The following is a 16667-nucleotide window of genomic DNA, read 5'->3' on the forward strand; positions in this document are numbered from 1 at the left end:
GTCCCTAAGGTCGGGTGCGCCATGAGGATCGAGGACGAGCTCGGCCCGTTGCGCGGCCGGCGCGACGAGTGCGCAGAGCTGGACCGGCTGCTGGCGGCGGCGTCATCCGGCCGCAGCGGCGTCTTGGTGCTGCGCGGCGAGGCCGGCGTCGGCAAGACCGCGCTGCTCGGCTTCGCGGAGCAGCGCGCGGCCGGGTTCGCGGTCGTGCGGGCGACCGGCGTCGAGTCGGAGTTCGAGCTCGCCAATGCGGTCGTCCAGCAGGTGTGCGCCCGGCTCCTCGACCGCGCTGACCGGCTCCCGGAGCCGCAGCGCCAGGCCCTCCGGACGGCGCTCGGCACGCAGAGCGGCGGCCCGCCCGACCGCTTCCTGGTGGGGCTCGCCGTGCTCGGGCTCGTGGCGGAGGCGGCGGAGAGCGCGCCGCTGCTCTGCGTCGTCGACGATGCCCAGTGGGTCGACACCGACTCGGCGCAGACGCTGGCGTTCGTGGCGCGGCGGCTCGCGGCAGAGCGCGTCGCGATGCTGTTCGCGGTGCGGGATGAGGACGGGAGCGACGGCGGAGAGCCGCGGGGCGGGACCGCAGCGTCAGGCGGCGAGGCGTTCGGCGGCCTCCCGACGCTGCACCTGCACGGGCTCGCCGACGCCGACGCGGAGGCGCTCCTCGACGCGGTGACCGCCCGGCCGCTCGACCACCGGGTACGCAGCCGGATCATCGCGGAGGCCCGAGGCAACCCGCTCGCCCTGCTGGAGCTGCCGCGGGAGGTGGATGCGCCCGAACCGGGTTCCGAAGCCCAGGGTGGCCGCAGCGCGCTCGCCGAACGCATCGAGCGCGGGTTCGCCCGACGCTTCGAGCGGCTCCCCGGCGACACCCGGCGGCTGGCCCTGATCGCGGCGGCCGAGCCGTCGGGAGACACCGCGCTCGTCTGGCGTGCGGCAGCGGGGGCAGGGATCGCCGCGGACGCGATCGGGCCGGCGCAGGAGGCCGGGCTGCTGGAGCTCGGCGCGCAGGTGCGCTTCCGTCACCCGCTGGCGCGGTCGGCGGTCTACCGCGACGCGACAGCGCAGGAGCGGCGCGCGGCGCACCTGGCCCTCGCGGAGGCCGTCGTCGATGAGGCCGACGCCGACGACCGGGCCTGGCACCGGGCGGAGGCGGCGGTCGGCCTGGACGAGGAGGTGGCCGCCGAGCTCGAAGCGTCCGCGGGCCGAGCGCGGGCCCGCGGCGGCTGGTCGGCGGCCTGCTCCTTCCTGACCCGGTCGATGGAGCTCACCCCCGACCCGGCGCTCCGGGCTCGGCGGGCGCTCGACGCGGCAGACGCGCGCATGCAGGCCGGAGCCGCCGACGCCGCCCGCGCCATGCTGGCGATGGCGTCGGCGGGGCCGCTCGGCGAGCCCGACCGGGCGCGCGCCCAGCTCCTCGGCGCGCGGCTCTCGTTCGCATCCACCCGGGGGAGGGAGGCACCCGCCCTGCTGCTGAGCGCGGCGAAGCGGTACGAGACCCTGGACCCCACCGTCGCCAGGGACACCTACCTCGACGCGTTCACCGCAGCCCTGTTCGCCGGCCGGCTCGCCGACGGCGGCGCGGCGCTCGCCGATGTCGCGACCGCGGTCGCGGCGGCCGGGCTGACGGACGCCGCCGCGCCGTCCGGGTGCGCCCTGCTGCTCGACGGCCTCGCCTCGCTCGTCACCGGCGGGTACGCCGCCGGAGTCCCGGTCCTGCACCGCGCGCTCGACGCCGTGCGGACCGATCCGCTCTCCGACGAGGAGGCGCTGCGCTGGCTGTGGCCGGCCTCCCGCGCGGCCCGCGCTGTGGGCGACGACGCCGCCTGGCTCGAGCTCACCGCCCGGCAGGTGGACCTCGCGCGGAGGACGGGCGCGCTGAGCATGCTGTCGATCGCGCTGACCGAGCGCTTCACCGTGGAGCTCTTCGTGGGCGACCTCCCGGCTGCGCTGGCGCTGGCCGCGGAGGCCGAGGCGGTGACCTCCGCGACCGGCCACCCGCTGAGCCCGCACATCGCGTTCCTCCGCGCCGCGTGGGGAGGCCGCGAGGCAGACGCACGGGCACTGCTCGACGCCTGCCGCGCCGACGTCTCCGCTCGCGGCGAGGGACTGTGGCTTGCGGGCACCGAGCTGACGACCGCCGTCTTCCTGAACGCCTTCGGCCGGTACGAGGAGGCGCTCGCGGTGACGGTGCGTGCGGCAGCGCACCCCTTCGAGCTGGGGCTGTCGACGTGGGTGTACCCGGAGCTGATCGAGGCGGCATCCCGCCTGGACGAGCCGGACAGGGCCGCGGATGCGCTGGCGCGCCTGACCGAGATCGCCCGCGCCGCGGACACCGACTGGGCGCTCGGCGTGCTGGCCCGCTGCCGGGCGCTCCTCGCCGGGTCTGACGACCCCGAGGGCGCGTACGTGGAGTCGCTCGACCGGCTCGGCCGCACCCGCATCCGCGTGGCGCTGGCGCGGACCCGGCTGGTCTACGGCGAGTGGCTGCGCAGGCAGGGCCGCCGGACGGACGCGCGCGAGCAGTTGCGCGCCGCTCACGAGTTCTTCCGCGAGGCAGGCATGGAGGGGTTCGCCCAACGCACCCGCCGCGAGCTGGCGGCGACGGGAGAGACGGCGCGCGCGCGAACGCCCGACACCGTCGTGGACCTGACCGAACAGGAGGCGCTCATCGCACGGCTCGCCGCGGATGGCCGGAGCAATCCGGAGATCGGGGAGCAGCTCTACCTCAGCCCGCGCACCGTCGAATGGCATCTGGGCAAGGTGTTCGCCAAGCTCGGCGTGACGACGCGCAAGGAGCTGCGGACGTCGCCGGTGGGGTCGCGCGGTCGCGGGCTGGGGGTGCTGTGACGTCGCCGCCGACGCGCGCTACTTCCAGCGGAAGTGCACGAACACCCGCCCGAAGTTCTTCGAATCCTTCTCGACCCGGTGGTACTGCGCCTTGATCTCCGGCTGGTCGAGGAAGCGCAGCACCCGCTTCTTCAGCGCGCCGGAGCCCTTCCCCGGGATGATCTCGACCAGCGGCGCCTTCTTTGCGACAGCCTCCGCGATGATCCCGCGCAAGGCGCGGTCGATGTCGCCGCCGCGGTTGTAGATGTCGTGCAGGTCGAGCGTCAGCTTCATCTGCTCAGCCTGCATCCGTGCTCACGGGCAGACGCGGACGCGGCGGCCCTCGAACCCGACGACGTCGCCGAGCTGGAGCTGCCGCCCGCGCCGGCGGTCGACCTCGCCGTTCACGGTCACGTAGCCGTCGATGATGGCCTCCTTGACGTTCCCGCCGGAGTCGAGGAGGCCGGCGAACTTCAGGAACTGCCCGAGACGGATCATGTCGCCGCCGATCGAGATGTCGTCCGGTCGAGGCTGGTTGGTCACGTTACGTAGAGTAGCCGCTACTCCCGGAAGAGTAACCGCGGCTACTCCACCGGCCGGATGACAGCGCTCCGGCGCCGCACGAGGATGGGCCCGACCGTTGCGATCCGCCCAGTGAAAGGGACTCCCATGTCCGCTGTGCCCACCTCCAGCCCGTCCGCCGCCGACCTCGTCCGCCGATCCCTGGAGGCGTTGAGCGCCCTCGCCGTCCAGTTCCTGCTCGGGATGGGCGCGAACCTCCTCGGCAGCCCGGAGGAGAACGTCGGCGTCGCGCGCGTCGTCGCGGGAATCGTGCTCGGCCTCCACGCGCTCGTCGGGATCGGGGTCGTCGTCACGGCGGTGCGGGTCTGGCTGACGGCCCGTCGTGAGCACGTCGCCCAGCGCGCCGCGCTCGCCGCGTTCGTCGTGATCGTCCTCACCTTCCTGGCCGGGGTCGGGACGATGATGTCGGGCAGCGCGTGGTTGTCGTTCCTGATGTCGGCCGGGTTCGTCGCGGCGGCGGTGCTAGATGTCGTGGTGGGTGCTCGGGCGCTGGCTGAGCGGGCCTCGTGAAATAAAAATATTAAGCTGCAAGTAACAGATTTGCAAAGCGTAGATGTTCACCACTACGTTGACGTGAAGGGTATCGGCTCATTCGAGAGCTGATCGCTTTCCGCCAGGTGCGGGGGTGATGGATGAGCAACTGGTCGTTGCGGGCGATCTCGGTGTCTTTGGCGTCCGCGGCGGTTTCGGGTGGCTTGTTCGTGGCCTGGCGCTACATCACCTGGGCGAGGTATGCCCCGAGCGACGTGTGTCGCGAAACGCCGCCGGCGACCGTCGCACGTGAGTCGCACGTCTGGCCGGGCCTCCACGATTTTCCCCTCTACTACCAGTGCAGCTATCTCGATGACGCGACGGGCTTGTGGCGGAACACCACCCAGGGGTGGGAGTTCAACTGGATCGCACTCGGCTCGGTGCTGGCGTTCATCGTCGCCTTCGTCCTTTTCCGTCACGATCACCGGCTCAGGAGGGCCGGAGAGGCGAATCCAGCACTATGAACGCGGGGAAGCCGTCGATCGTGGGTGCGGTTCTCGCGCGGCGTGAGTGGGCGCGACACTGACCACGGATGTGCCCTGGCGCCGAGCACCAGGGGCACACACTCCGGCGACATTCCTACTTCAGCGTCATCGTCTCCATCCCCAGGTACGTCTTCGCCGCCCACGACACGGGGTCGTCCGCGAAGTGCTGGCGGATGGCGCCGTTCTGGAGGGCGTTGTCGAGCGACATCATGATCATCGACTGGTCGAGCACGAGGCGGCGGTGGCCGATCGAGCCCGAGACCGGGTTGACCGCGTCGTAGAAGCCGCCGTCCGCCGTGTAGATCCCCGGGTAGAGTGTGCGCAGCTTCTGGATGTTCGCGTACGCGTCCTGCGGGATCACGCCGAGCGCCGTGAACGACGCGTGCGGGGTGACCACGTCCTCCGTCGAGCAGCCGGGGCACTGGGCGAGCGCCTGGCCGGCCGGGAACTTCTGGCCGGTCGCGCCGTAGATGCCATAGCCGCCGGTGTCGTCGGCGGTGCTGGACGGGGACATGCCCCAGACCGGGTAGCCGAGGGTCTGGGTGGCGTACTTCTCCTGCACCTGCGCCGTGCGGACGTCGGCGAGGCCGAAGCCGTTCTGGCCCCACGTGGTCTCCGGGACGATCTCGTTCGCGAGCATCGCCTCGAACATCCCGCCGCCCCAGGTCGGCAGGAAGGTCATCGACGTTCCGGGATAGGTGTAGTGGCCCTCCCAGACGTTGAAGACCTTGCCGCTCTGCGGGTCGGTGTACTTCTGCCAGTCACCGCCGACCGGCCACTGGCCCTGCCACGAGAAGTCCGGGTCGGTGGGGCACTGCTTGGGCGGGAGGGTGCGCCAGGTGCGCCACCAGACGTCGCCGGGCATCTGGTGGAGGCCCATCCCGATGTACATCGCGATGCGCGGGTCGCTGTAGAGCGCGCCGTTGTGGTAGCCGGCCGGGCCCTGGCCGGCGTAGTAGCCGCCGTACATCTGGCCGGTCGGCTGGTTGCCCGCGATGTCCGGGTTGGTGTTGCAGGCGGTCTGCGCCCGGTCGTCGTAGAAGATCGAGAAGTCCATCGGGGCGATGAGCGCGTCGATCTGCTTCCGCAACTCGGGGAGCGCCTGGCGCGCGACCATCAGGCCGGACGCGTACCAGCCGTTGTCGACCGCCGAGAGGAACGAGCAGTTGTCCTGCTGCGGAGTCGTCTCGGTGGAGCAGTCGGCGGCGCCCGGGTTCAGGATGGTGTGCCCGTTCGTGGTGTCGTACCACTGGAACAGAAAGCCGTGCGAGCGCTTCAGGGTGGCCACGGTGTCGAGCGTGGCGGAGATCAGCGCGCGCTCCTGCGGCCGCTTGACGATGCCGAGGTCCCCGGCGGAGACCACTGCCTCCAGGTAGGTGCCGATGTTCGCGGCGGAGGTGTACTGGCCCCGGGTCGTGCCGGGCCCGAGGTTGTCGAGCGGGAGGTGGGTGACGGGGTCGGTGTCCTTCTCGAAGAAGGCCCAGGTGTCTTTTGCGACCTGGAGGAGGCTCGCCTTCTGGGCCGAGGTCAGCGGCGCCTGGGCGCTCATGCCCTGCATGCCCGGCGCGCTCTGGTTCTGGGCGCTCTGGTCGCCCGGCGCGGTCGTCGCGAACGCGGTCTGCGCGGTCGCGAGCGACGCGACGGCGAGGACGGCTGCTGCGCCGGCCCGCACGATCGCGGTGGTGCGGCGTGAACGCCGCGGCGGATGGGGGCTTCTCATGGGACGGTCTCCGTTTCGTGTCATCGTCGACAACTGCTCGAACGGGAACGCACTCCCGCAGAGCGATCACCCCGCGCACCGTATGCGCATACATTCGATCGCGCAAGACCCTGGGAGACCGGATCGGACGGGCCGGCCGAGGCCGTCAGGCGGCGAGCTGGGCGTCCCACGCGCGGCGCAGTCCCTCGCGCGCCCGATAGGTCAGGGCGGCGGCCGCGTTCGGCGAGATGCCCAGCATGCCGGCGACCTCCGCCGGGGTGAGCTGCTCCACCTCGCTGTACCAGAGGGCGCTCCGCCACCGCTCCGGCAGCGCGCCGAGCGCAGCGGCGACGCGCGACCGCTCCCAGACCACGTCCTGGTGGTCGTCGGTCCACGGCTCGTCGCTGTACTCGCCCGGGTCTTCGACGGCGACCTCCTGCCGGGCGGACCCCCAGGCGGCGGCCGCGTTGCGGATCGTCGTGTAGAGGTAGGCGCGGAAGCCGCGGACCGGGCCGTTGCCGTTCCGGAGCGCGCGGAAGATCCGGGCGAACGCCTCCGCCACGAGGTCGTCCGCGTCGAAGGCGGAGGTCACGGAGGCCGCGAATCGGCGCCCGGCGTCGGAGTGGCGGCGCCAGAGCTCGGCGAACGACGCGGTGTCGCCTGCTCGGCTGCGGGTGACGAGGTCGTCGTCGACGGTGGTGTCTGCGTACGGGCGCATGGCGGTTCCTTCCGGGGACGGCCATGCACGACACAGGGAGGCCGCCCCGACGATGCGGGAGAGGGCCGCCCTCCAGTGCCGAGGGGTCCGGATCGGGTACCGGATCGGATGCTCAGCGGGGTGGGCGGCTACGGGATGGAAAGAACCTAATTTCCGTGCGCGTGCGCTCGAAAGCCGATCCGGGACAGCGGAATGGCCGGTTTCGGACACGTCGGTCCACGGCGTTGGAGTCGGCCGGCCCGGTCCGCGGCGTCAGGCGGCCGAGCCCCGCTCGCCCTGCTCCGCGATCACCGTGAGCTGCGCCAGGAATCCGGCCACGGCCGCCGCCGCCCGCGGGTCGAGCCCTGCGGCGACGTCGAGCATGCGGCGGTGCATCGCCGCCAGGGTGTGCTTGACCTCCTCGTCCGCTCCCGGCGTGGCGCGGATCGTGAGGCTGCGCCGGTCCTGCGGATGCGGATGCCGGGTGACATGGCCGGAGGCGGCGAGGCGATCGAGCATCGCCGTCACCGACGAGGATTTGATGCCCAGGTGCGCACCGAGCTCGGCCGGGGTCGCGTGGCGGCCCTCCGCCTCGGCCTTCAGGAGGAAGCGCAGCGCCTTCAGGTCGGCCTCGCCCATCCGCATCGACTCGCGGGTGCGGCGGCGCATGGCCTGCTCGGCGGTGCGGTACTCGCGTAGCGATGCGATCACGCGGACGGCGTGCGCGGGCGCCGTGTCGTACCAGGGTGCCTCGCTCATCGGGTCGATCCTAGTGCGAGGCCGCCTTCGTGGACGTCTTCGTCGCGGTCGCGGTGTCGCCGCCGGGGGTGTCGATCTGGTCGACCGCGTCGCGGAGGCGGTCGATGAAGTCCACGACGGTCTCCGCGTCCTCCGGGGTCAGGTTCGACGCGACCTCGACCAGCTCCTCGCGGACGTCGCCGAGGATGGCGCGCTGGAGCTGGTCGGTCGGGACCGTCGGCACGATGATCAGCGCGCGGCGGTCGAACGGGCTCGGGACGCGGCGGATGTGGCCGGCCTTCTCCAGGCGGTCGAGGAGGACGGTGATGGACGAGCTCTGGATGCCCAGGTACTCCGCGAGCTCGCGCGGTCCGACCGTCGTGCCCTGCTCGCTCGCCCTGAGCAGGTAGCGGAGCGCGGAGATGTCGTTCTCGTTCATCCGCATGGCCTTCTCGGACCGACGCTGCATCGCACTGTCGGCGGCGCCGTAGGCGCGCAGGTGCTCCAGTACCTCGATCGCCCGCTCGCGATCCGTCTCGGCGCTGTACCAGTAGTGGGGCGCCGGACGCGTGCTGTCCGTCGTCATGCAGTAGATGATAGACCATCTACATGCTAGAGAGGCTAGAGACTAGCTCGCCGCGACGCTTTGCTCGCTGACGCGGCTGCGACGGTCGCGGTACTCGCTCAGCTCCTTCGGCTCCTCGGTCACCAGCAGCCCGCTGGTGCGTCCCGCCATCTCGACCATGCTGTTGAGCCACGCGCTGTTCAGGCGGCCCAGCTCGGCGCTGTCGAACTCGTAGCGGATCGGGATGGAGTTGTCGATCCACAGCGACTTCCGCGCGGGGAGGCCCGGTTCGTCGCATCTCCAGCTCATCAGGAAGGGCTCCCGCCGCCGCAGCTTGGTCGTGATGGCGGCCTGCAGGTGAGCCAGCGTCCGGTCCTCGAAGGTGATGGTGTCACCGTCGTAGGTGAGTGTTCCCATTGCGATTTCCCTCCTCGTCGGCCGTGCGGGATGAGCCTAGCGGATCGCTAGTGCGTCTAGCTACACGAATTTCTAGATGCTCGATCGCCATGTCACTAGCAGGTCGAGGTCGACGAATCAACCCCCCGGGCAAAACTTGCCGAGACCGTCGATTAGCTAGAAGCTCTAGTTACTTCATCACTCACCGCACCAGCCCGGCCGAAGGGAATGCCATGACGATCGCGGTTAAGGCAGCACGACCGCTTCAGCACCGCAGCGAGCCGCGGGTGCGCCGCAGCCTCCGGCCGGCCGCGACCCCGGGTCAGAGCGAGCACCTCGCGTGGCGTCAGCCGGTGGCCGGGCTCTGGGTCGCCGAGACCCCGTCCGCCTACCTCGGCATGATCGAGCAGACGGACACGGGCTTCACCGCGTCGGCCGCCGACGGACGGACGGTCGGAACGTGCACGACTCTCGCCGAGGCCAAGCTCGCGGTGTACGCGAACTGGTTCCGGCCGCAGAAGACGGGGCTGTTCGGGTGGCTGCGCCGCGCATGACCGACGAAGCGGAGGTCGTGACCGACTGGAGCGAGCTCCTCCCGAAACGTGCCTACGTCCTCCGTTCGCCCTCCGGTGACGACCTCCTCTCCACCTATGGCGGTCCAGGTGAGGAGTCCGGCTCCGCCGTGTTCTTCGCGCACTCCCCGGAGGGCGACGGCGAGCTCACCATCGCCCCCGGCGACGGCTGGACGGTGCTGAGCAGTGTCCAAGAGCCCTTGGCCGAGACATGAGCACAGGGTTGACACCATGAGCACCGCGGCCGACGGCAAGGCGCAGCTCCGCAAGGCCGCCCGCACGGCGGGCGACAGCAAGCTGCTAGAGATCCCGGCGCGCGTCGGGTTCGCCGCGAGCGGGCTCATCCAGCTGCTGCTCGGCGGCCTCGCCATCCAGCTCGGCGCCGCGCACGTGGGGGAGGCCGACCAGACCGGCGCCCTGGGCGAGGTGACGAAGATCCCCGGCGGCTTCATCGTGCTGTGGATCGCCGCCATCGGCCTGTTCGCCCTCGCGCTCTGGCTGCTGACCGAGGCCGTGCTGGTCCGAGCCGGGTCGGCCAAGGACCGCTGGATCGCGCGCGCGGAGCACGTGAGCAAGGCCGTCGCCTACGCTGTGCTGGGTCTCACGGCGGTCGCCTTCGCCGAGGGCCATCCGACGCACGCCAGCACCACGACCCGTCAGGTCAGCGCGGGCATCCTCGCCTCCCCGGGAGGCCAGCTCGGGCTGGGCGTGCTCGGCCTGGTGACCGGCGCGGTCGGCTGCTACTTCATCGTCAAGGGGATCCGGCGCCGGTTCCGGCGGGACATCGAGGTGCCGAAAGGCGCCGCCGGGCACGGGGTCGTGGTGCTCGGCATCGTGGGATACATCGCCAAGGGCGTCGTGGTCGCGCTCGCGGGCGTCGCCTTCATCCTCGCGGCGGTCCGCGCCCAGCCCGCGACCGCGACCGGTCTCGCGGGCGGGCTGACCGCGCTGCAGGAGCTCCCCTTCGGCGGCGTCGCCATCGTCGTGCTGGGCCTGGGACTCATCGCCTCCGGGGTGTACAACATCGCGCGGGCCTGGCTGGCGCGGTTCTGAGCCGGCCGTCAGTCGCCGCCGCGACCCTCGGTCGGCTGCGGGAGGTGCGCGGTGTCGTTGTGCTGCGCGGCGTCGGCTTCGGCGTCGAAGTGGAGGAGGCGATCGTCGCCCTCCCACGGGCATGTCCGGCACGAGGCCCAGAAGTGCGACCCGCGACGCTCGACCTCGGCCGGTCGGCCGGGATCGTGCGCGCGGGCCGTTGCCGGCTCCGCGGACGCGGGACCGGCGACCCTCGAGGTGCCGCGGCCGGTGAGCCGGGACAACCGGGCGCGCACGGTCACGCTTCGGCGCCCGGCGCGGTGCGGAGCCTCCGGTTGCCGCGACCGGGCCGCAGCCGCACGTCGGCGACCGGATAACGGTTTCCCGCGTTGTACAGCTCCTCGCGGCGCTCGACCTCGCGGAGGAGAGCCTTTGCGAGGAAGTGCGCCCAGGTCCGGTCGTCCTCGGCCTCGGCCGTCCGTCGGTAGGTCTCGCGTGCGCGCGCCCGGAGCGCCGCGGGCACCTGGAAGCTCACGCTGTCGCGGGGCCCCTCCAGTGCCCAGGGGCCGTCCTGTGTCGTCATCGTTCTCTCCTCCTGTCGCCGACGCCCCTGAGAGAGCGCCGGAGCCGGGGAGTATGACGCGGGCCGTCAGCCGGTCGACGCGCGCGCGACGAGCTCGGCCGGGAGCTCCTCGTTCGCGGGCGCCTCGCCGCCGTCGATGAGCGACAGCAGGAGGCGTGCCGCGACAGAGCCGAGGAGGTCGCCCGGCAGGGCGACGCTGGTCAGCGCCGGGGCCGTGACGGAGGAGGCGGGGAGGTCGTCGAAGCCGGCGACCGCGATGTCCTCCGGGACCCGCAGGCCCGCTCGCGCGCACGCGGCGAGGACGCCGTGGGCGAGGGTGTCGGAGGCCGCGATCACCGCGGTGGCGCCGGCGGCCCGCCAGCCCGGGAGGGCCGCCTCCGTCGCGGCCATCGCCTCGGCGATGTCCGGGCGGCTGCGGACCGGCGGCGTCGTGAGCAGCGTCATCCCGCGTCGTTCGGCCTCCGCCTGCAGCAGGGTGCGGCGCAGCTCGTAGGTCGCGGCGGGGGTGGAGCCGTCGAGATAGCCGATCGTGGTGTGGCCGCGCTCGGCGAGGTGGGCGATCAGCGCGCGGACGCCGGAGGCGAGGTCGTAGTTGACCGTCGGGGCGCGCTCCTGGAGGCCGGGCGCGTCCAGCAGCACCAGCGGGACGCCGGCCGGCGCGTCGTCCAGGAACTCCACGGTCGGGGCCGACACGAGCAGGCCCGCCGGCCGCAGCGCGGCGAGCCGCTGGACGTCGGCGACGGTCGGCTGCTCGCCGGTCGGCGACGCGAAGAGCAGGAGCTGGAAGCGCGGGCCGAGGGTCTCCTGCACCGCGTTGATCACCCGGCCGAAGAACGGGTTCGGGAGGTCGGGGGCGAGCAGCACGACGACGTCGCTCGTGCCGCGGGCCAGCGCGCTCGCGGTGCTGTCGACCACGTAGCCGAGTTCCCGCACGGCGGCGCGCACGCGCTCCGCGTTCTCGTCCGAGATGCGGCCGGCCTGCTTGCCGTTGACCACGAGGGACACGGCGGCGATGCTCGTTCCCGCGCGCTCCGCGACCATCGCCGCGGTCACCCGCTTGCGCGGCGGGGGAGGGGGCGGCGTCGACACCCGCCCATGATACCGAGGGCCGGTCCGGTTGCGCGTAAAGCGCTTTAGGCTTATCGTGTCAAACGTTTTACGTTCCTCGAAGAAGCGGAGGCTCCACCCGATGGAGAAGATCATCCTCGACTGCGATCCCGGTCACGACGACGCGATCGCGCTCATGCTCGCCCACGGAAACCCGGAGATCGAGCTGCTCGCCGTGACGACCGTCGCGGGCAACCAGACCCTCGACAAGGTCACCCGCAACGCGCTGTCCGTGGCGCGCGTCGCCGGGATCGCCGGCGTCCCGTTCGCGGCAGGCGCCGACCGCCCGCTGGTGCGGCCGATCGAGGTCGCGCCGTCCATCCACGGCGAGTCCGGGCTCGACGGCCCCGTCCTCCCGGAGCCGCTGATCGAGCTCGACGCGCGGCACGCGGTCGACCTCATCGTGGAGACGGTGATGGCGCACGAGCCGGGCACGGTCACGCTCGTCCCGACGGGCGCCCTGACCAACATCGCGCTCGCGGTCCGTCGCGAGCCGCGGATCGTGGAGCGCGTCAAGCAGGTCGTCCTGATGGGCGGCGGCGTCCACGTCGGCAACTGGAGCCCGGTCGCCGAGTTCAACATCGTCATCGACCCGGAGGCCGCCGACATCGTCTTCAGCGCCGGCTGGAAGGTGGTGATGGTCGGGCTCGACCTGACGCACCAGGCGCTCGCGACCCCCGAGGTGCGCGAGAGCATCGCCGCCGTCGGCACCGCCCCTGCCCGCTTCGTCGGCGAGCTGCTCGACTTCTTCGGGCACACCTACTCGGAGGCGCAGGGCTTCGACAGCCCGCCCGTCCACGACCCGTGCGCCGTCGCGTACGTGATCGACCCGACGATCGTGCGCGCCGAGCGCATGCCGATCGCGATCGAGACCCAGGGGCGCCTGACCACCGGGATGACCGTGGCCGACCGCCGCGGCCCGGCGCCGGACGACTGCGTGACCTGGGCTGCGCTGGAGCTCGACCGCGACCGCTTCTGGGGGCTCGTGGTGGACGCGCTGGAGCGGATCGGGGACCCGGAGGCCGCGATCGCCGCCGCTTCCGCGAACGGAGCCGTGGCGTGACCGCCCCCGTCGCCACCTCCGCCCCCACCGGCCGTCCGGTCCGCATCGCCGCCCTCACCGCGGCCCTGCTCGCGGCGTGCGTCGCGTTCCAGCTCAACGCGAGCATGCTCAGCCCCGTGCTCGTGACGATGGCGCGCGAGCTGCACAGCGACGACGCCACCATCGGCCTGTCGCAGACCCTGTTCTTCACCGTCGCCGCGGTGTTCTCGCTGTTCCTCCCGCGCCTCAGCGACATCGCCGGCCGCAAGCGCGTCCTGCTCGGGATGCTCGTGGTCATGTTCGCCGGAAGCGTGGTCGCCGCGCTCGCCGTCAACGTGCAGATGCTCTTCGTCGGCCGCATCGTGCAGGGCGTCGCCGGGCCGGTCGTCCCGATCTGCCTGCTCATGCTGCGCTCGGAGATCTCCGACCCGCGCCGCTACGGCGCCGCGATGGGCCTGCTCACCGCCGTCAACGGCGGCATCGCCGGCATCGACGCGATCGCGGGCGGCTGGCTTGCGACGGCCTTCGGCTTCCGCTCGGTCTTCTGGGTGATCGCCGCTGTCACCGTCGTCGCCGTGGTCATGCTCGCCGCCTGGGGCGTCGAGTCCCGGCCGTCCGCCGGTGTGCGGATGGACTGGTGGGGAGTGCTCCCGCTCGCCCTGTCGCTCGCCGCGCTGCTCACCGGCCTCAACGAGGCGGGCAGGCTCGCCGCCGCGAACTGGCCGCTCGTGATCGGGGCACTGCTGGTCGCCGGGCTCGCGTTCGCCGCGTTCTGGGCGATCGAGAACCGCCGGAGCGAGCCGCTCATCCCGACCCCGCTGCTCAAGCCGCGGTCCACCTGGGCGCTGCTGCTCACCACGCTGCTGACGATGACCGGCGTCTTCGCCGTGGTCAACGGTCTGGTGACCTCCATCGCGCAGAACCCGGACGCCGGGTTCGGGATGGCGCCGGACCTCGCGTCGCTCGCCTTCCTCACGCCGTACGCGCTGGTCGGCTGGGTGGTCGGCCCGCTCGCCGGTCGCCTCGCGCCGACGCTCGGCTACCGTCGCATCCTCCGGATCGGCCTGGTCGGCAGTGTGATCGGAACGCTGATCATGGCGTTCGTCGGCGTGCACTCGCTCCCCGTGCTGATCGCCGCCACCGTGCTGCTCGGGATCACCTACGCCGGTATCGCGAACATCATGCTGAACGGGCTGGGCATCGTGCTCTCGCCCGCCGCGAACCCCGGCTTCCTGCCCGGACTGAACGCGGGAGCGTTCAACCTCGGCGCCGGCCTGAGCTTCGCCCTTCTGCCCGCGATCCAGATCGCGAGCGGCGCGACGGGGCACTCCACGACCGGATACTCTGCGGGGATGATCCTCGGTGCCGTCATCACGGCTGCGGCGCTCGCCGTGTCGTTCCTGATCCCGCGTCCCGCCTCCGCCGAGGTGGCGCAGGAGGCCGAGCGGTGAGCAGGCGCAGGATCGTCGTCGTCGGCTCGCTGAACGCCGACCTGGTCGTGCGCACCGAGCGGTTCCCGCGTGCGGGCGAGACCGTCTCCGGAGGCGACCTGCTGGTCGGCGCGGGCGGCAAGGGCGCCAACCAGGCGGTCGCCGCCGGCCGGATCGGCGGCGACGTCGCGATGGTCGGCGCGGTCGGGGCGGACGCGAACGGCGAGCTGCTGCGCTCGGCCGTGGCGGCGGCGGGGGTGGACACGTCCCACGTGATCGTCCGGGACGGCGTGGCCACCGGCACGGCACTCATCACCGTGGCCGCGGACGGCGAGAACACGATCGTGGTCTCCGCCGGCGCCAATGGAACGCTCGTTGCGGACGACCTCCCGGATAGCGTCTTCGACGGCGCGGCCGTCCTCGGCCTGTGCCTGGAGGTGCCGGCCGCGACCGTGCGGGCCGCCGCCGCGCGTGCCCGCGCGGCCGGTGCGACGGTCGTGCTCAACCCGTCGCCGTTCGGGGAGGCCGCGCGCGACCTCTTCCCGCTCGCCGACGTCCTTCTCGTCAACGAGGGGGAGGCGGAGGCGCTCCTCGGCCTGGCGGAGGGCGCGGTCGCCTCCGACCCCGCCGCCGTGCGCGACGGGTTCGCCGCGCTCGGGATCGCCCGCGCGGTCGTCACCTGCGGGGCGGACGGCTGCCTGATCGTGGACGGCGACGCGGCTCCCGCGCACGTCGCCGCCGTGCGGATCACAGCCGTCGACACCACGGGCGCGGGCGACGCCTTCATGGGGTCGCTGCTCGTCCGGCTGGCGGAGGGCGACGCGCTCGTGGACGCCGCACGGTTCGCGGTCGGTGTCGGCGGCTACGCGGCCGCGCATCCCGGCGCTCAGGCGTCGTACCCGGACCCCGCGCAGCTCGCGTCCTTCCTGGCGGAACGCTCCGTCGGGGCCTGAACGCCACGGCCTCCTCGGTCGTAGGGTGACACCGGGCGACCGAGGAGGCACCGTGAGCGATTCGGAACTGGACGTCGACCTGCTCGTCGTCGGGTGGGGCAAGGCGGGCAAGACGCTCGCCAGGAGATACGCGTCGGCCGGGCGCTCCGTCGCGCTGGTCGAGCGGGACCCGGCGATGTACGGCGGCACCTGCATCAACGTCGCGTGCGTCCCGACCAAGGACCTGGTGGTCGCGGCGGAGGCGCGCAGGCCCGACGACGACCCGCAGGAGTACTTCACGCGCGCGGTCGCCGGGCGCGACGAGCTCGTGCACGGCCTGAACGGCGCCAACCACCGGATGCTGGAGGGGCTGGCGACGCTGGTCGACGGCTCCGCGAGGTTCATCGGCCCGCGGGAGGTCGCCGTCCGCACCTCCGACGGCGAGACGCTGACCATCCGCGGGGCGACGGTGGTGATCGGGACCGGGACGATCCCGGCGCGGCCGGAGATCCCCGGCCTCGACCTCCCCGGCGTGTACGACTCCACGACCATCCAGCACGCCGACCCGTTCCCGCGGCGGCTCGCGGTCATCGGCGCCGGCTTCGTCGGGCTGGAGTTCGCGAGCATGTTCCAGCTCTTCGGGTCGGAGGTGACCGTGCTGGATCCGCGCACGGAGCTCCTGCCGAAGCTGGAGCCGGCCGTCGTCGCCACCGTCCGCGACGTGCTCGGCGCGCGTGGGGTGACGCTGAGGACGGCCACCCGGGTGCGCGCGATCGAGCGCTCCGGCGACGGGCTGCGCGTGCTGCTGGAGGACGGCGCGGTCGACGCCGACGCCGTGTTGGTCGCGACCGGCCGCACGCCCGTGACCGCCGGCCTCGGCCTGGAGGCGGCGGGCGTCGCCACCGACGACAGGGGCTTCATCCGCGTGGACGAGCGACTTCGCGCCTCCGCCGAGGGCGTGTACGCGGTCGGGGACGTCAACGGCGGCCCGCAGTTCACCTACATCTCGCTGGACGACAACCGCGTGGTCTGGGACCAGATCGCGGGGGAGGGCCGGCGCACGACGACCGATCGCGTGGCCGTGCCGAACACGACGTTCATCACGCCGCCGCTCTCGCAGGTCGGGCTCACGCCCGCCGAGGCGCTGAGCCGCGGGCACGAGGTCCTCTACGCGGCGAAGAAGGTCGCGGACATCGCCGCGATGCCCCGGCCGAAGATCCTGGGCGACGCGGACGGGATCATCACCTTCACGGCGGACGCGGCCACGCGGCAGCTGCTCGGCGCGACGCTGTTCTGCGTCGATTCGCAGGAGGTGATCAACCTGGTGGCCCTCGCGATGCGCGCCGGCGTCACGGTCGACGCGCTGCTGAACGGGATCTGGACCCACCCCTCCAGCACCGAGGCGCTCAACGAGGTGCTGGCGGAGCTGGCCCCGTACGACGGGAGCTGAGCC

The 16667-nt window shown here is 72.5% G+C and carries 20 protein-coding genes; 10 read left to right on the forward strand and 10 right to left on the reverse strand.

Features of this window, described 5'->3' with window-relative positions; all coding sequences use genetic code 11:
• Positions 1–21: 21 nt before the first annotated feature.
• Complete coding sequence (locus ABCS02_RS01670) at positions 22–2844, forward strand: AAA family ATPase (protein WP_345833873.1); 2823 nt, start codon at positions 22–24, stop codon at positions 2842–2844.
• A gap of 18 nt (positions 2845–2862) precedes the next feature.
• Here the strand turns inward: ABCS02_RS01670 and ABCS02_RS01675 are convergent, their stop codons facing one another.
• Together ABCS02_RS01675 and ABCS02_RS01680 are read right to left on the reverse strand one after the other, a co-directional pair.
• Complete coding sequence (locus ABCS02_RS01675) at positions 2863–3117, reverse strand: Smr/MutS family protein (RefSeq protein ID WP_345833874.1); 255 nt, start codon at positions 3115–3117, stop codon at positions 2863–2865.
• Positions 3118–3138: 21 nt separating this feature from the next.
• Complete coding sequence (locus ABCS02_RS01680; protein WP_345833875.1) at positions 3139–3366, reverse strand: RNA-binding S4 domain-containing protein; 228 nt, start codon at positions 3364–3366, stop codon at positions 3139–3141.
• A gap of 126 nt (positions 3367–3492) precedes the next feature.
• Between ABCS02_RS01680 and ABCS02_RS01685 the strand changes: the two genes are divergently transcribed.
• Positions 3493–3915: a hypothetical protein gene (locus tag ABCS02_RS01685; RefSeq protein ID WP_345833876.1), complete on the forward strand. Its 423-nt coding sequence runs from the start codon at positions 3493–3495 to the stop codon at positions 3913–3915.
• Positions 3916–4037: 122 nt separating this feature from the next.
• Entirely contained in the window at positions 4038–4400 is a 363-nt protein-coding gene (locus ABCS02_RS01690; protein ID WP_345833877.1) for a hypothetical protein, read from the forward strand.
• A 115-nt stretch (positions 4401–4515) separates the two neighbouring features.
• Here the strand turns inward: ABCS02_RS01690 and ABCS02_RS01695 are convergent, their stop codons facing one another.
• The 5 genes from ABCS02_RS01695 to ABCS02_RS01715 all read right to left on the reverse strand — a co-directional run bounded on the left by ABCS02_RS01695 (position 4516) and on the right by ABCS02_RS01715 (position 8537).
• Positions 4516–6141 (reverse strand): glucoamylase family protein, encoded by a 1626-nt coding sequence (locus ABCS02_RS01695; RefSeq protein WP_345833878.1) that lies wholly within the window; start codon positions 6139–6141, stop codon positions 4516–4518.
• Between the two features lie 145 nt (positions 6142–6286).
• Positions 6287–6838, reverse strand: a complete 552-nt coding sequence (locus ABCS02_RS01700; RefSeq protein WP_345833879.1) for a sigma-70 family RNA polymerase sigma factor — start codon at positions 6836–6838, stop codon at positions 6287–6289.
• Positions 6839–7090: 252 nt separating this feature from the next.
• Positions 7091–7576 carry a MarR family transcriptional regulator gene (locus ABCS02_RS01705; protein ID WP_345833880.1) on the reverse strand — a complete coding sequence of 162 codons (486 nt, stop codon included), beginning with the start codon at positions 7574–7576 and terminating at the stop codon, positions 7091–7093.
• Between the two features lie 10 nt (positions 7577–7586).
• On the reverse strand, positions 7587–8141 hold the full coding sequence (locus tag ABCS02_RS01710) for a MarR family transcriptional regulator (protein ID WP_345833881.1): 555 nt from the start codon (positions 8139–8141) through the stop codon (positions 7587–7589).
• 42 nt (positions 8142–8183) lie between these two features.
• The gene (locus ABCS02_RS01715) at positions 8184–8537 is read right to left on the reverse strand and encodes a hypothetical protein (protein WP_345833882.1); all 354 of its coding nucleotides are present in this window, start codon (positions 8535–8537) and stop codon (positions 8184–8186) included.
• A 212-nt stretch (positions 8538–8749) separates the two neighbouring features.
• Between ABCS02_RS01715 and ABCS02_RS01720 the strand changes: the two genes are divergently transcribed.
• Genes ABCS02_RS01720 through ABCS02_RS01730 form a run of 3 tightly spaced genes read left to right on the forward strand, consistent with a single transcriptional unit; the run spans position 8750 to position 10141 of the window.
• Entirely contained in the window at positions 8750–9070 is a 321-nt protein-coding gene (locus ABCS02_RS01720; protein ID WP_345833883.1) for a hypothetical protein, read from the forward strand.
• Entirely contained in the window at positions 9067–9303 is a 237-nt protein-coding gene (locus ABCS02_RS01725; protein WP_345833884.1) for a hypothetical protein, read from the forward strand. Before ABCS02_RS01720 ends, ABCS02_RS01725 begins: the two co-directional genes overlap by 4 nt.
• Positions 9304–9319: 16 nt before the next feature.
• Entirely contained in the window at positions 9320–10141 is an 822-nt protein-coding gene (locus ABCS02_RS01730) for a DUF1206 domain-containing protein (RefSeq protein ID WP_345833885.1), read from the forward strand.
• A gap of 8 nt (positions 10142–10149) precedes the next feature.
• Here ABCS02_RS01730 and ABCS02_RS01735 read toward each other — a convergent pair whose 3' ends face one another.
• The 3 genes from ABCS02_RS01735 to ABCS02_RS01745 form a co-directional block, all read right to left on the reverse strand.
• A complete protein-coding gene (locus tag ABCS02_RS01735; protein WP_345833886.1) occupies positions 10150–10422 on the reverse strand; it encodes a hypothetical protein in 273 nt (90 codons plus the stop codon).
• Positions 10419–10703, reverse strand: a complete 285-nt coding sequence (locus tag ABCS02_RS01740; protein WP_345833887.1) for a hypothetical protein — start codon at positions 10701–10703, stop codon at positions 10419–10421. Before ABCS02_RS01740 ends, ABCS02_RS01735 begins: the two co-directional genes overlap by 4 nt.
• A 66-nt stretch (positions 10704–10769) precedes the next feature.
• Positions 10770–11792, reverse strand: coding sequence for a LacI family DNA-binding transcriptional regulator (locus ABCS02_RS01745; RefSeq protein WP_345833888.1), 1023 nt, complete (start codon positions 11790–11792; stop codon positions 10770–10772).
• Between the two features lie 100 nt (positions 11793–11892).
• On the opposite strand from ABCS02_RS01745, the gene ABCS02_RS01750 reads away from it, so the two are divergent.
• Genes ABCS02_RS01750 through ABCS02_RS01765 form a run of 4 tightly spaced genes read left to right on the forward strand, consistent with a single transcriptional unit; the run spans position 11893 to position 16664 of the window.
• Entirely contained in the window at positions 11893–12873 is a 981-nt protein-coding gene (locus ABCS02_RS01750) for a nucleoside hydrolase (protein ID WP_345833889.1), read from the forward strand.
• Positions 12870–14303, forward strand: a complete 1434-nt coding sequence (locus ABCS02_RS01755) for an MFS transporter (protein WP_345833890.1) — start codon at positions 12870–12872, stop codon at positions 14301–14303. Before ABCS02_RS01750 ends, ABCS02_RS01755 begins: the two co-directional genes overlap by 4 nt.
• Complete coding sequence (locus ABCS02_RS01760) at positions 14300–15235, forward strand: ribokinase (RefSeq protein ID WP_345833891.1); 936 nt, start codon at positions 14300–14302, stop codon at positions 15233–15235. The genes ABCS02_RS01755 and ABCS02_RS01760 overlap by 4 nt, the downstream gene beginning before the upstream one ends.
• 52 nt (positions 15236–15287) lie before the next feature.
• Entirely contained in the window at positions 15288–16664 is a 1377-nt protein-coding gene (locus tag ABCS02_RS01765) for an FAD-dependent oxidoreductase (RefSeq protein ID WP_345833892.1), read from the forward strand.
• The last annotated feature ends 3 nt before the right edge of the window (positions 16665–16667 follow it).

This window comes from Microbacterium sp. X-17 (assembly GCF_039615055.1).

Coding starts and splice junctions, on each gene's coding strand:
- ABCS02_RS01670 (WP_345833873.1), top strand. CDS start 22: ATGAGGATCGAGGACGAGCTCGGCCCGTTGCGCGGCCGGCGCGACGAG.
- ABCS02_RS01675 (WP_345833874.1), bottom strand. CDS start 3,117: ATGAAGCTGACGCTCGACCTGCACGACATCTACAACCGCGGCGGCGAC.
- ABCS02_RS01685 (WP_345833876.1), top strand. CDS start 3,493: ATGTCCGCTGTGCCCACCTCCAGCCCGTCCGCCGCCGACCTCGTCCGC.
- ABCS02_RS01690 (WP_345833877.1), top strand. CDS start 4,038: ATGAGCAACTGGTCGTTGCGGGCGATCTCGGTGTCTTTGGCGTCCGCG.
- ABCS02_RS01695 (WP_345833878.1), bottom strand. CDS start 6,141: ATGAGAAGCCCCCATCCGCCGCGGCGTTCACGCCGCACCACCGCGATC.
- ABCS02_RS01700 (WP_345833879.1), bottom strand. CDS start 6,838: ATGCGCCCGTACGCAGACACCACCGTCGACGACGACCTCGTCACCCGC.
- ABCS02_RS01705 (WP_345833880.1), bottom strand. CDS start 7,576: ATGAGCGAGGCACCCTGGTACGACACGGCGCCCGCGCACGCCGTCCGC.
- ABCS02_RS01710 (WP_345833881.1), bottom strand. CDS start 8,141: ATGACGACGGACAGCACGCGTCCGGCGCCCCACTACTGGTACAGCGCC.
- ABCS02_RS01715 (WP_345833882.1), bottom strand. CDS start 8,537: ATGGGAACACTCACCTACGACGGTGACACCATCACCTTCGAGGACCGG.
- ABCS02_RS01720 (WP_345833883.1), top strand. CDS start 8,750: ATGACGATCGCGGTTAAGGCAGCACGACCGCTTCAGCACCGCAGCGAG.
- ABCS02_RS01725 (WP_345833884.1), top strand. CDS start 9,067: ATGACCGACGAAGCGGAGGTCGTGACCGACTGGAGCGAGCTCCTCCCG.
- ABCS02_RS01730 (WP_345833885.1), top strand. CDS start 9,320: ATGAGCACCGCGGCCGACGGCAAGGCGCAGCTCCGCAAGGCCGCCCGC.
- ABCS02_RS01740 (WP_345833887.1), bottom strand. CDS start 10,703: ATGACGACACAGGACGGCCCCTGGGCACTGGAGGGGCCCCGCGACAGC.
- ABCS02_RS01750 (WP_345833889.1), top strand. CDS start 11,893: ATGGAGAAGATCATCCTCGACTGCGATCCCGGTCACGACGACGCGATC.